General features: G+C 58.1%; 12 protein-coding genes. 6 read left to right on the forward strand and 6 right to left on the reverse strand.

Annotated features, from left to right (window positions below; genetic code table 11):
• Positions 1-425: glutamine amidotransferase-related protein (locus tag VIL80_RS05895; protein ID WP_332035220.1), on the reverse strand; the 425-nt coding region annotated here is incomplete at its 3' end.
• Positions 426-611: 186 nt separating this feature from the next.
• Between VIL80_RS05895 and VIL80_RS05900 the strand changes: the two genes are divergently transcribed.
• The 4 genes from VIL80_RS05900 (at position 612) to curA (ending at position 5,058) form a co-directional block, all read left to right on the forward strand.
• Positions 612-1,367 (forward strand): OmpW/AlkL family protein, encoded by a 756-nt coding sequence (locus VIL80_RS05900; RefSeq protein WP_332035221.1) that lies wholly within the window; start codon positions 612-614, stop codon positions 1,365-1,367.
• A gap of 175 nt (positions 1,368-1,542) precedes the next feature.
• Positions 1,543-2,541 carry a family 43 glycosylhydrolase gene (locus tag VIL80_RS05905; protein WP_332035222.1) on the forward strand — a complete coding sequence of 333 codons (999 nt, stop codon included), beginning with the start codon at positions 1,543-1,545 and terminating at the stop codon, positions 2,539-2,541.
• Between the two features lie 85 nt (positions 2,542-2,626).
• A complete protein-coding gene (locus tag VIL80_RS05910; RefSeq protein WP_332035223.1) occupies positions 2,627-3,922 on the forward strand; it encodes a M20 family metallopeptidase in 1,296 nt (431 codons plus the stop codon).
• A gap of 89 nt (positions 3,923-4,011) precedes the next feature.
• Positions 4,012-5,058 carry an NADPH-dependent curcumin/dihydrocurcumin reductase gene (gene curA / locus VIL80_RS05915; protein ID WP_332035224.1) on the forward strand — a complete coding sequence of 349 codons (1,047 nt, stop codon included), beginning with the start codon at positions 4,012-4,014 and terminating at the stop codon, positions 5,056-5,058.
• A gap of 151 nt (positions 5,059-5,209) precedes the next feature.
• Here curA and VIL80_RS05920 read toward each other — a convergent pair whose 3' ends face one another.
• Positions 5,210-6,736 (reverse strand): DEAD/DEAH box helicase, encoded by a 1,527-nt coding sequence (locus tag VIL80_RS05920; RefSeq protein ID WP_332035225.1) that lies wholly within the window; start codon positions 6,734-6,736, stop codon positions 5,210-5,212.
• A 482-nt stretch (positions 6,737-7,218) separates the two neighbouring features.
• Between VIL80_RS05920 and VIL80_RS05925 the strand changes: the two genes are divergently transcribed.
• Positions 7,219-7,788 (forward strand): GNAT family N-acetyltransferase, encoded by a 570-nt coding sequence (locus tag VIL80_RS05925; protein ID WP_332035226.1) that lies wholly within the window; start codon positions 7,219-7,221, stop codon positions 7,786-7,788.
• A 261-nt stretch (positions 7,789-8,049) separates the two neighbouring features.
• The gene (locus VIL80_RS05930; RefSeq protein WP_332035227.1) at positions 8,050-8,964 is read left to right on the forward strand and encodes a bile acid:sodium symporter family protein; all 915 of its coding nucleotides are present in this window, start codon (positions 8,050-8,052) and stop codon (positions 8,962-8,964) included.
• A gap of 50 nt (positions 8,965-9,014) precedes the next feature.
• On the opposite strand, the gene VIL80_RS05935 is transcribed toward VIL80_RS05930, so the two are convergent.
• The 4 genes from VIL80_RS05935 to VIL80_RS05950 form a co-directional block, all read right to left on the reverse strand.
• Entirely contained in the window at positions 9,015-9,557 is a 543-nt protein-coding gene (locus VIL80_RS05935; RefSeq protein WP_332035228.1) for a YdeI/OmpD-associated family protein, read from the reverse strand.
• An 85-nt stretch (positions 9,558-9,642) separates the two neighbouring features.
• Entirely contained in the window at positions 9,643-9,897 is a 255-nt protein-coding gene (locus tag VIL80_RS05940; protein WP_332035229.1) for a hypothetical protein, read from the reverse strand.
• Between the two features lie 136 nt (positions 9,898-10,033).
• A complete protein-coding gene (parE, locus tag VIL80_RS05945) occupies positions 10,034-11,920 on the reverse strand; it encodes a DNA topoisomerase IV subunit B (protein WP_332035230.1) in 1,887 nt (628 codons plus the stop codon).
• Positions 11,921-11,964: 44 nt separating this feature from the next.
• Positions 11,965-12,591 carry a YqiA/YcfP family alpha/beta fold hydrolase gene (locus VIL80_RS05950; RefSeq protein ID WP_332035231.1) on the reverse strand — a complete coding sequence of 209 codons (627 nt, stop codon included), beginning with the start codon at positions 12,589-12,591 and terminating at the stop codon, positions 11,965-11,967.
• Between the last annotated feature and the right edge of the window lie 119 nt (positions 12,592-12,710).

The raw sequence follows: 12,710 nt of genomic DNA on the forward strand, positions 1-12,710 counted from the left end.
AGGCTGATTTTCTCCTGCGGCTCCACCATCCACATCGGCGTCTCCTGCACCTCATAACTGTGCACCCCGATACCCCAACCTTTCTCCGACTTGCGCGTCTCACCACCCAGCGCATGGGCAATCAGCTGATGCCCGAAGCAGATTCCCAGGGTCGGCTTCTCGCGCCGGCGCAACTCGCGCACAAAATCCATTAGCGGTGGAATCCACGGCTTGTCCTCATAGACCCCGGTCTTGCTGCCGGTAATCAGATAGGCATCCACCTCATCAATATCCGCCGGATAATGCCCGTGCTGCACTTCGTAAGTCACAAACTCCAGCGACGGCTCCTCGCGCTGCAACAGCGCCGCGAACATATCCGGATACTCGCCAAACTCCCCCACCAGCTGGGGACGCACATCGTCGGTCTTCAGAACACCAATTTTCATCATTTCACCGATATCAGGGACAACTGATTCTTTTTGAATTTGTGATCACATTATTGCGCCAGCACCATCAGGTCTCAACCCGGCCCGGCCTGACGCCGAACAAAACGCAAAAATATTGCGCATTAAAACACCCGGCTAGACTAAAAGTGTTGCGCCTCATCCCCAGGAAGTTCAAGGAGCGAATGTATGAAAGCAGCCAACAAGGCTATTGGCGTCATCGCCGCCGCGCTGGCCACCACCCTCGGCGCCAGCCAGTGTCTCGCAGATTACGAACAGGGCGACTTCGTGCTGCGTATCGGCTGGGGCTACGTGGACCCGAGTGACGACTCCGACTGGCTGGATATCAACGGCGTTGGCCGGTTGCCGGACACCCGAGTGTATGTAGACACCGGGGACAGCGCCACCATCACCGCCACCTGGCTGTTCGCCGACCACTTTGGCCTAGGCCTACTTGCCGCGATACCGTTTGAGCACGACCTCGAAGTGAGCGGCCTGCCGGATCCGGTCAACCCGGGCGCGCGCCTCGGCAAGGTCGACCTCGGTGATCTTGAGCACCTCCCCCCCACTCTGACGGTGCAGTGGTTCCCGGTGTGCAAGGAGTCTTGGGTGCAGCCCTATGTGGGATTTGGCGTGAACTTCACCACATTCATGGATGAAGACATCAGCAACGTCGCGCAAGCCTATTTTGAAGATGTTCTAGGGGCCGTCAGCAATGCGGACCTGAACCTGGACGATTCCTGGGGACTGGCCGGCGAGCTCGGGGTGGATATCATGTTCGGCCGCGACAGCAACTGGCTGTTCAATGCCGCCGTCTGGTATCTGGATATCGATACCGATGCCAAGATCTACTTCCGCAACGACCAGGGCTTTACCACCCGTATTTCCACCGATGTAGAGGTGGATCCCTGGGTCTACTCCGTCGGCCTCGGCTACAAGTTCTAACCCTGTATCACGGGCGCCTGGTGGCGCCCGTGTGCTGCTTCACCACGTCATTCCGTTTCAGCACGCTTCCGCGCCCCTGATCCAAGGTTCCATTACTTCCTTCACCCTGTAAAATCGGCCAGACCAAAACAATAAACGGCCTGACCGTCATCTGGCGGCGATGAAGGAGTACCCCATGAAGAAGAACCCACTGCGGTTAGCCCTGCTTTCCCTGCTGCTCGGCGCTGGCACAAGCCACGCACAAAACCCGCTCAATTTCGGCAGTGATATCAAAACCGCAGACCCATCCGCGCACGTGTGGCAGGACGGCAAGATGTATCTCTACACCTCCCACGACGAGGAGTGCCAGCAAGATTTCTGGATGAAAAACTGGCATGTGTTCTCGTCCGACGACCTGGTCAACTGGAAAGACCACGGTGCGGTGCTGTCGGTCGACGACCTGGACTGGGCCGATAACTACGCCTGGGCACCGGACGCAGCGTACACAAACGGCAAGTACTATCTCGTTTTCCCCGCCGGCAGCGGCCACAAGGACCGTGTAAACCCTGAAAACAGCACCAAGTGGATGGGCATCGGTATCGCCGAGAGCGACTCCCCCACCGGCCCCTTCAAAGACGCCATCGGCGCCCCCCTGTGGCGCGAGCCCTACGCCAATGACCCGGCGCTGTTTATTGACGATAACGGCAAGGCCTACCTGTATTTCCACGGCACCAACTTCGATTACTACGTGGTGGAGATGGCCGAGGATATGCGCAGTATCAAGGGCGGTTTCCAGAAGATGGATATGGGCGGCTACGAGCCGAAAATGGAAGGCCCGTGGGTTTTCAAGCGCGGCGACAAGTACTACTTCACCATGCCGGAAAACAACCGCGCCCTCGCCTACTACATGTCCGAATCCCCCACTGGTCCCTGGCAGTACAAGGGGATGTTTATGGAGCAAGAGCACAGCAGCAACAACCATCACTCCATCGTCGAGTACAAAGGCCAGTGGCTTCTGTTCTATCACCGCTGGCTGGACTACACCGCATCCGGCTGTGACAAACGCCAGCGCCACTCCGCCGCGGAATACCTACACTTCAATGACGATGGCACCATCAAAAAGGTCGAACGTACGGAACTGGGAGTCGCAGACTTTGCCGAGCGGGTGAAATCCCCAATCGCGCGCAAGGATTGATTCCCGTCGCCGTGCATGGTTTCCTTTGAAGCGGCCATGCACTGCAACGCAGAAAAATTTTTATAAAACCCTTCAGGAATCTGTCGTGAACAAAACACTGCTCTCTCTCGCCCTCGCCGCCTCCGCTATTGCGGCCCACACACAAGCTGCCGATGTTGACAAACAACTGGCACAGACCGAAAACAAGGTCATCGAATGGCGCCGTCACCTGCACCAGAATCCGGAACTGGGTAACCGCGAATTCGAGACGGCCAAGTACGTCACCGCACACCTGAAATCCCTGGGTATGGAAGTGGAAACCGGTGTTGCCCACACCGGGGTAATCGGCTTCCTCAAGGGCGGGAAACCCGGCCCCACGGTGGCACTGCGCGCGGATATGGACGCACTGCCTGTGACCGAGCGTGTGGATATCCCCTTTGCCTCAAAGGCCAAGACCGAATACAACGGCGAGCAGGTGGGCGTGATGCACGCCTGCGGCCACGACACCCACGTGGCTATGCTGATGGGCGCCGCGCAGGTGCTGGCCGACATGCGCGATGAACTCGCCGGCAACGTGCTGTTTATCTTCCAGCCCGCGGAAGAAGGGGCGCCGGATGGCGAGGAAGGCGGTGCGGAGCTGATGCTGAAGGAAGGGTTGTTCAAGAAATACAAACCGGCCGTGGCTTTTGGCCAGCACGTCAGCTCCAGCCTGCCCGCTGGCGTGATCGGGTATCGTTCCGGACCGCTGATGGCAAGCTCCGATGAATTCCGCATCAATGTGAAAGGCCGCCAGACCCACGGCTCGCGCCCCTGGGGCGGCGTCGACCCGATTACCGCCGCCGCTCAGATTATTAACGGCACCCAGACCATCGTCAGCCGCCAGATCGACATCACCAAGGAACCGGCAGTGGTGTCCTTCGGCAAGATCGACGGCGGTGTGCGCAACAATATCATTCCCGACAGCGTGTTCATGAACGGCACCATCCGCAATTTTGACATGGACAACCGTCAGGAAATTTTCAAACGCCTAAAGATTACCGCGGAGAGCATTGCACAAAGTACCGGTGCCACGGCGGAAGTGGAAATTATCGAGGGCTACCCAGTCACCGCCAACGACCCCAAACTTACGGAAGCGGTCGTTCCAGTACTGCGAGAAGTAGCTGGTGAAAACAACGTGATAGTAGTGCCCAAGGTTACCGGTGCGGAAGATTTTTCCTTTTTCGCCAACGAGATTCCCGGCTTCTACTATTTTCTCGGTGTTACCCCGCAAGGCACCAATCCCGCCACCGCCGCCAGTAACCACTCCCCGAGCTTCTACGTCGAAGAGAGTGCTCTTCGCGTCGGCACTAAGGCTCTGACAGAACTCACGCTAAACTATCTGGCAAGCAATACAGCCAATTGATAACTGCGGCGGGATTATCCCGCCGCAGTTTTTCCGACGTACGCCAAAAAGCGGCGCCCCATCGCACATCCACCGTTGGAGATAGTCCCATGAATCTCAATCAGTCAAACGCGCACAATCGCCGCCTGGTATTAGCCTCCCGTCCCAAGGGCGCGCCTGGCCCCGAAAATTTCCGCATGGAACAGACCGAGATTCCGACACCCGCGAATGGACAGGTATTACTGCGCACTGTTTTCCTGTCACTGGATCCTTACATGCGCGGCCGCATGAGTGATGCACCGTCTTATGCCGAGCCGGTGCAAATCGGTGAGGTGATGGTTGGCGGTACCGTGAACCGAGTGGTGGAATCGCGACTCGAAGGCTTCGCGGCAGGCGACTGGGTACTCTCCTACACCTGCGGTTGGCAGGACTATGCCCTGTCCGACGGCACCATGCTGGTAAACCTCGGGAAAAGTCCCGCACAGCCGTCACTGGCACTGGGCATCCTCGGTATGCCCGGTTTTACCGCTTATATGGGGCTTATGGATATCGGCGCGCCTAAGCAAGGGGAAACCCTGGTGGTCGCCTCAGCCACCGGCCCTGTAGGCGCGACAGTAGGACAGATCGGAAAGCTGAAAGGGTGTCACGTGGTCGGCGTGGCTGGCGGCGCAGAAAAATGCCGCTTCGCGGTTGAGGAGCTGGGTTTCGATGCGTGTATAGATCATTACGCGGAGGACTTTGCCGCGCAGCTGGCAGCCGCCTGTCCAAAGGGTATCGATATCTACTATGAAAATGTCGGCGGCAAGGTTTTAGATGGCGTGCTGCCACTGCTTAACACCAGCGCACGTATTCCCGTGTGCGGGTTGATTTCACAGTACAACGCCACCGAACTGCCGGCCGGTCCCGATCGACTCGGTCAGTTGATGGGACTGATACTGGTCAAACGCCTCAAGGTGCAGGGCTTCATCATTTTCGATGACTACGGGCACCGCTACGACGAGTTTTATCAGGAAATGTCCCGCTGGTATGCCGAGGGAATAATCAAATATCGCGAGCAGGTAGTCGACGGTCTCGAACAGGCACCGGATGCCTTTGCGGGAATGCTGGAAGGGAAGAATTTCGGCAAGCTCGTGGTGCGCGTGGGCAATGACGACTGACACCCATACAGTGTTTGAATTCCGGTAAAGATACTTGCCCATAAAAACAAAAAGGGGCGGAAGTCGACTTCCGCCCCTTTTTATTGAGGGGTTGTTTTGGTTTATTTCTCCCCGTTCGAGGAGGAAATAAACTCGATCAAACCGCCAATATTCAGTGCGAGCGGCGCTGACGGGGACGCTGATCGGAACTCTCGGAGCGATTGCCCCGCTCACCACCGCGAGGGCTGCCACTGCGGCCGGCATCATTGTGGTTGCTGTTTCCGCGGTTGCCGTTTCCTCGAGAACCGCGAGCACCATTCTCCGCGCGATCCGCGCGCGGGGAATTGCCGCTGTTTTCGCTGCGGTTGCCCGAACGACCACCGCCGTTGCCGGAGCGGCTGCCACCGTTGCCGGAACGCTCGCCGGTTCCACGCCCGCTGGCGCCACGGCTGTTACCGGATGCACTGCCCGAAGCACCGCCGCGATTCGCAGGCTTTTTGCGCGGGGCGCCATCGCGGCGAACCTGCGCACCACGCGCCGGCTTACCACCGGATTCCGGCAGCTGGTGGTCAGGCTCAAAGCCCTCCACCTCTTCGCGCTCGATTGGCTTCTGGATCAACCTTTCGATATCCCGCAGCTGCTTGAATTCATCTGCAGATACCAGTGAAACCGCTTGTCCGGATGCGCCGGCGCGACCGGTGCGGCCGATACGGTGTACATAATCCTCGGGCACATTCGGCAGGTCGAAGTTCACTACCTGCGGCAGTTGGTCAATGTCGATACCGCGGGCGGCGATATCCGTCGCCACCAGAATCTGTACCTTGCCGCTTTTGAAATCCGCCAGCGCTTTGGTGCGCGCATTCTGGCTCTTGTTGCCATGAATGGCGGCGGCGGTGATACGGTCTTTTTCCAGTTGCTGTGCCAAGCGGTTCGCGCCGTGTTTGGTACGGCTGAACACCAGCGCCTGATGCCAATTGTTTTCACGGATCAGGTGGCTGAGCAGCGCCGTCTTACGCGCTTTATCCACCGGGTGCAGTTTCTGTTGCACGGTCTTGGTGGTGCTGTTGCGCGGGCTCACATCGATTTCCACCGGATCATTCACCAGGCCTTTGGCGAGGGCGCGGATTTCCGGGGAAAAGGTCGCAGAAAACAACAGGTTCTGACGCTTGGCCGGCAGCACCCGTAGGATTTTCTTGATGTCGTGGATAAATCCCATGTCCAGCATGCGGTCGGCTTCGTCCAGCACCAGCGCTTCGAGGGCATCGAATTTGATCGCGCGCTGGTTGTAGAGATCCAGCAGACGGCCCGGGGTCGCTACGAGAATATCCGCACCGCCGCGCAGGCGCATCATTTGCGGGTTGATCTTTACCCCACCAAACACACAGCTGTGACGCAGCGGCAGGTACTTGGAGTAGCCCTGCACATTGTCAAACACCTGTGCCGCTAATTCGCGAGTGGGCGCGAGTACCAGTGCGCGCACCTGGTTGTTGCGCGCGCGCTCACCGGCGCACAGGCGGTGCAGCAGCGGCAGGGTAAAGCCCGCTGTCTTACCGGTACCGGTCTGGGCCGCGGCCATCACGTCGCCACCGCGCATCACCACAGGGATGGCCTGCTCCTGGATCGGGGTCGGTTGGGTATAGCCCTGCTCCGCCACGGCGCGGGCGATTTCCGGCACGAGGCCAAGATCTTCAAACAGCATAAAGTTTCTTCTTGCAGATTACCGCTGCCTAGCTCTGAAGCATCGCAAGCAGCTGGATAAAAATTTGGGCAACTCACCAGGTGGAAGCAGAAAACTCCGGATTTCCACGGGTGAGCTCAGGTTGCCGCCAAAGGCTGTGGTCGAAAATTTCAATTCGACCGGGTGCGGCATTCAGTAGAAAGGGTTCAGACACACTGTTGAGCACAGTGTTCCAGAAATGAGCCGGAAAACATTCCAGCCTACAGATGACGCAACTGGCGCTAGTGCCAGCCGCAGCACTATACCACAGTGCAACGGACTGCCCAGTTTTAACTTCAACATTGCGTTGCATGCACTTTTTCAGCCACCTACGGTGTGACCTGCCTTTGAACCTTGGGTATTAACAGTCATTCACCATAGCCTTGCAGACAAGCTGCGAGCAATGCGGCTCTATGTCTAATGGCTTAAAAAGCCGATCGCAACACAATGGGGAGGGCAACAACATGACAGGCACGACGATGCGCGGGCACTCGACGCCCACATCTGAATCCACATCAGTCTGGGAAGAACAACACTACACACTTACGGACGGTCGACAGGTTCTCATCCGCCCAGTTCAACCATCTGACGGTGCCCTTGAAAAAGAGCTGATTGAGCACCTTTCTGCGGACACCAGCCGCATGCGCTTTCTGGGTGGTATCGGCCAGGTCAGCCGACAGCTGATCAAGATACTGACCGACAATGACTCCCGCCACGAAGCCTTTATTGCGCTTGCCGAAGATGAAAACGGCACACGGCATGCGGTGGGCGTGGCCAACTTTGCCTGCGACCCAGACGGCCGCACCTGCGAATGTGCCATTGTTGTCGCCGATGAATGGCAGAAAACCGAGCTGGATAAATACCTGCTGCAGGAACTTGTGGACGCCGCCAAGCTGGATGGCCTCGACGAGATCTACTCCATTGAATCCGCCAGTAACGCCGCAATCGATCATGTGGCGAGAGAACTGGGATTCAACTGCAAGTCAGACCCCCGCGACTACACTATGGTGCGCTACAGCCTGAATTTGCATTGAGGCCGGATGCGCATTCTGCCGGAAGACGGACGAGATCATCCGGTCAGCATTCGCGAACGGCAGCTAGCAATCAACCGGAAACAAGGGAATGGCGCAGCTCGCGCCGTTCCTTGCGACACGTGCGCAGTCATTCTGCATCCCTCCAAACGTAAACTCGTTGACATTCTCGCCCCGAGCGCGTTTTCTAGAATGCCTGAAGCGATGTGCCCATCCATTTGGGCTATATACAAAAAGATCTAAAAATAATTTCCGGAGCGCCCCATGGAATCGAGTCCGCTGATCTCTGTCGGCCTGCCTATTTCCCTGTTCATCATCATGATCGGCATCGGCATGACCCTGACCGCACGTGATTTTCACCAGGTCACCGTCAAACCCGCCGGCCTGATCCTAGGTACTATCACCCAGATTCTGCTGATGCCCGCCGCCGCCTTCGCCCTGGCCTGGGCACTGCAACTACCACCGGCAATGGCCGTGGGGCTGGTGATCATAGCCGCCTGCCCTGGCGGCACCACCTCCAACCTGTTCACCCTGCTGGCACGCGGTAACGTTGCGCTCTCCATCGTGCTCACCATTTCCGCCAGCATGATCACCATCATGACCCTGCCGGTCTTCGCCAACTATGCCCTGACCTTTTACTACGGTACCCAGCAGGCGATTGAATTGCCCTTTGTAAAAACCGTGCTGATGCTTTCTCTGATCGTGCTGCTGCCGGTCGCCATTGGCATGCTCATCAAGTGGTTCCGCCCCTCACTCGCCACGCGCGCGGAAAGCGTGGTGAGCATCTTTGGCGGCTTGGTGCTGGCGGCACTGGTGGTTGCAATCGTGTACGGCATTCGCGATCGCTTCCTCGACCTGATGATTCAGGCGGGTCCGGGCACCATTGCCCTGAACCTACTCGGCATCGGGCTGGGACTGCTGAGTGCAAAACTGGTAGGGCTGGGAAAACGCGAAGGCATCGCCATTGCCACCGAACTGGGAATCAAAAATGGCACCCTGGGACTGATGGTGACGCTCACACTGCTGCAATCCAGCGAGATGTCCATCCCGTCCGCGATTTACGGTGTGATCATGTTTCCGATTGGCTTCCTGCTGGTCGCGCTTGGCCGCAGGATGGTGAAAGGCGAGAAAAGCGACACTGCGTTGAGCGCCGACCGCGCCACACCGGTCGCGGAATAAAATTGATTCGTGCCGATACCGGCACGTATAGAGACAGGCAAGCGCGCGGCCTATTCGCGTTCGGGCGCGCGCAATGCCTTGCTGTAGAAACCCGACGGATCGAAACAGCAGACCCGCTTTTTTCCCTCTGCAAGCATGTTGCACGCATCATTGATCCGCTTCGCGCGGGTCTTGGATTGCTTGGCAGAGGTTATCCAATGTATCCAGTCCACCCGCGCAATCGTGGTGGTCGCCTGCCAAATACGATGCGCTTCCGGATTTGCTGCAAGCGCCTCTGCCAGATCTGGCGGAACCTCGGGCTCAGGCTCCTTTCCCACTGCCTGGATTTCCAGAGAGAGCGTATCGCCGACAGCGATACCGGCGGCTTCCTGAAGCTCCTTGCTAACCCGCAGCCAATGGCTCAGTTTCCCATCAGGCTCCAGCGTAGCCTGAAAGCCATGGCCATTGATGGTCCCCGCGACCGTCGTCCTGCCGCGCCGCGGGAGTTTTGCACTGGCATCCTTTGGCAGGAGGACAAAGGCCCATGAGCTGTCGCCATCCGCTATCACAGGGCGGAATAACGCTGCCTGGAATCTCGATCGGTTTTCCATCATTCTGTTCACAGCGGGTTTAAAAGCTAAATTTAATGAGAGCCTAATTACTGTAGGCAAGCCGGAGTTCTATCGCTTCCGAATGACGCTATTTTGACTCTGAAGCCAAGGGCTGCACTTTCCACTCAAGTTGTGACTGCGCTTCACCCAATCCCACCTCAACATTGCCCAGACGATCCTCTAGGATCTTTATTTTGCGTTCTAATTCGCTAATTTGAACTTCATTACGCTCTATCTGAGCAAGCAATTGGCGTTCATTATTTCCATTTGCCCGCGCAATCAAAAGCATTGCAACAGCTGACGCTATCGCAATGGTGAGAAAGCCAATTTTTTTGCAGTTCATCTCTGGATTTCCTTTTCCTCTGTTTAGTCACCGACGTATGAAATCGTGATCGTAATCCCGAACTCACTCACCCGCCGACACTCATTTTCGCCGGCCAGAAACAACAAAGCCCCATTTAAGGGGCTTTGTTTTTAGATCAACTCACTTCGGCGAGGTTACCTTTTGATTCCAGCCACTGCTTCCTGTCGCCAGCGCGTTTCTTCGCGAGCAGCATATCCAGCAACTGGTTGCTGTCATCCCCGGCGTCGATATACAGCTGTACCAGACGGCGAGTGTTCGGGTCCATGGTGGTCTCCCTCAACTGCAGCGGGTTCATTTCACCAAGGCCCTTGAAGCGGGTGACCTGGAGCTTGCCTTTCTTTTTCTCCGCGGAGATGCGGTCGAGAATGCCCTGGCGCTCGGCGTCGTCCAGTGCGTAATAGACATCCTTGCCTATATCGATGCGGAACAACGGTGGCATGGCGACATACACATGGCCGTTGGTGACCAGCGGGCGGAAGTGACGCAGGAACAGTGCGCACAGCAGGGTTGCGATGTGCAGACCGTCGGAGTCGGCGTCAGCGAGGATACAGATTTTGTTGTAGCGCAGGCCTTCGAGATTGTCGCTGCCGGGATCGACGCCGAGGGCGACGGCAATATCGTGTACTTCCTGGCTGGCGAGAATCTCATTGGAATCCACTTCCCAGGTGTTCAGGATTTTTCCGCGCAGCGGCATGATGGCCTGGAATTCGCGATCCCGCGCCTGTTTGGCGGAGCCGCCCGCGGAGTCACCTTCCACCAGGAAAAGCTCGGAGCGGGTGGCGTCGCCACTGGAGCAGTCTGCGAGCTTGCCCGGCAGTGCGGGGCCCTGGGTAACCTTTTTGCGTGCGACCTTTTTCGCCGAGCGCAGGCGTTTCTGCGCGTTGTTGATGCACAGCTCCGCGAGCTTGTCGCCCTCCTCGGTGTGCTGGTTCAGCCACAGGCCGAACGCATCCTTGGCCACGCCGGATATAAACGCGGTGGCTTCACGGGAGCTCAGGCGCTCCTTGGTCTGCCCGGAAAACTGCGGGTCGGCGAGCTTGGCGGACAATACGTAACTGCACTGGTTCCAGATATCTTCAGGCCCCAGCTTGACGCCGCGGGGCAGTAGGTTGCGGATTTCGCAGTACTCGCGCATGGCGTCCAGCAGGCCCGCGCGCAGGCCGTTGACGTGGGTACCACCCTGGGCGGTAGGGATCAGGTTGACGTAGGATTCGGCGGTGATTTCACCACCCTCCGGCAACCACTGCACCGCCCAGTCCGCCGCTTCGGTGGTGGCACTGAAGCTGCCCACGAAGGGTTCTGCCGGCAGCACTTCCCAACCCTGGTTGGCCGCAGCGAGGTAATCCTTGAGGCCGTCCTCGTAGTACCACTGATCGGATTCGCCGTCCTGCTCGTTGATAAAGGTAACGCTCAGGCCCGGGCAGAGTACGGCCTTGGCGCGCAGCAGGTGGCGCAGGCGCGGCACGGAAAATTTGAAGGAATCGAAGTACTGCGGGTCAGGCAGGAAACGCACGCTGGTGCCGGTGGTGCGCTTGCCGCACTCACCGATGACTTCGAGATCCGAGGCCTTGTCGCCGTTCTGGAAGCCGATGCGGTGTATCTGGCCTTCGCGCTGGATGGTGACTTCCAGCACCTTGGACAGGGCGTTCACCACGGAGATACCCACACCGTGCAGGCCGCCGGAGAACTGGTAATTCTTGTTGGAGAATTTGCCCCCCGCGTGCAGGGTGGAGAGGATGACTTCCACCCCGGGGCGGCCCTGTTCCGGGTGGATATCCACCGGCATGCCGCGGCCGTCATCGCTGACGGTGATGGAGTGGTCCTTGTGCAGCACCACTTCGATTTTCTTGGCGTGGCCGGCGAGGGCTTCGTCGACACTGTTGTCGATGACTTCCTGGGCCAGGTGGTTGGGCCGGGTGGTGTCGGTGTACATGCCCGGGCGTTTTTTCACCGGGTCGAGCCCCGTCAATACCTCAATGTCTTCTGCGGAGTAATTGGCCATAGAGTTTTTATTCGCCGTGGCAGGCGCCTACTGCTTTGTGGTTTTCAATTATTCGGAAACAGGAAATCTACCAGCGCCTCGGTGTAGCGGGCAAATCCCTGAAAGCTGTGATCGCCGCCGTCTTCGATGGTCTGCTGCTGGCCCGCGTAGAACTGCTCGGCGTCGCGGCAATCCAGGGTCTCGTCGCCGCGCTGCGCCAGCAGCCAGTAGCGGCCCTGAAGTGCGGACGGAATCGAGGCTTCAAGCCTGCGCATGTTATCCACATCCAACAGGCTCAGGCGATAGGTCTGCATTTCGCCGCTGTAGGGTTTCAGATCCTGGTCCACATAGCCGGGCATAAAGCGGGAGGGCTTGATCGCGGGATTGATCACTACTGCGGGCAATTCGTGCTGTTCCGCCAGCCAGGTACACCAGAAGCCACCCATGGAGCTGCCCACCAGGCCGATGGGGCCGCGGTGGTTGTTGCGGAAATCTTTCAGCATCTGTCCAAGCGCCATCGCCGCTTCACTGGGGTAAGGCGAGATCAGCGGTGCGTAGAATACGATTTCCGGGCGCGACTGTTGCAGCCACTCTTTCAGCAGCTGGCATTTGTACGACTGTGGGGAGGACAGGAAGCCGTGCAGATAGATCAGCAGCGGGCGTTCACTGGCGGGGTGTTGTTGTTCTGACATGGTCGGGGATTATAGCGATGCCGCCGGTTTATGTACCGGCGGCGTTCCCCGATTTGGCGATTTAGCGCAGGGACTCGTCCAGACTGGCGAAAGCGCGGCGCAGGTCAACCCTCATGTCG

Origin of the sequence: Microbulbifer sp., assembly GCF_036563125.1 — a bacterium.
Classification (GTDB): domain Bacteria; phylum Pseudomonadota; class Gammaproteobacteria; order Pseudomonadales; family Cellvibrionaceae; genus Microbulbifer.

Excerpts from the sequence above, each read along its gene's own strand:
- VIL80_RS05950 (WP_332035231.1), bottom strand. The coding sequence starts at position 12,591 with ATGTCAGAACAACAACACCCCGCCAGTGAACGCCCGCTGCTGATCTAT.
- VIL80_RS05900 (WP_332035221.1), top strand. The coding sequence starts at position 612 with ATGAAAGCAGCCAACAAGGCTATTGGCGTCATCGCCGCCGCGCTGGCC.
- VIL80_RS05930 (WP_332035227.1), top strand. The coding sequence starts at position 8,050 with ATGGAATCGAGTCCGCTGATCTCTGTCGGCCTGCCTATTTCCCTGTTC.
- parE (WP_332035230.1), bottom strand. The coding sequence starts at position 11,920 with ATGGCCAATTACTCCGCAGAAGACATTGAGGTATTGACGGGGCTCGAC.
- VIL80_RS05905 (WP_332035222.1), top strand. The coding sequence starts at position 1,543 with ATGAAGAAGAACCCACTGCGGTTAGCCCTGCTTTCCCTGCTGCTCGGC.
- curA (WP_332035224.1), top strand. The coding sequence starts at position 4,012 with ATGAATCTCAATCAGTCAAACGCGCACAATCGCCGCCTGGTATTAGCC.
- VIL80_RS05940 (WP_332035229.1), bottom strand. The coding sequence starts at position 9,897 with ATGAACTGCAAAAAAATTGGCTTTCTCACCATTGCGATAGCGTCAGCT.
- VIL80_RS05935 (WP_332035228.1), bottom strand. The coding sequence starts at position 9,557 with ATGATGGAAAACCGATCGAGATTCCAGGCAGCGTTATTCCGCCCTGTG.
- VIL80_RS05925 (WP_332035226.1), top strand. The coding sequence starts at position 7,219 with ATGACAGGCACGACGATGCGCGGGCACTCGACGCCCACATCTGAATCC.
- VIL80_RS05920 (WP_332035225.1), bottom strand. The coding sequence starts at position 6,736 with ATGCTGTTTGAAGATCTTGGCCTCGTGCCGGAAATCGCCCGCGCCGTG.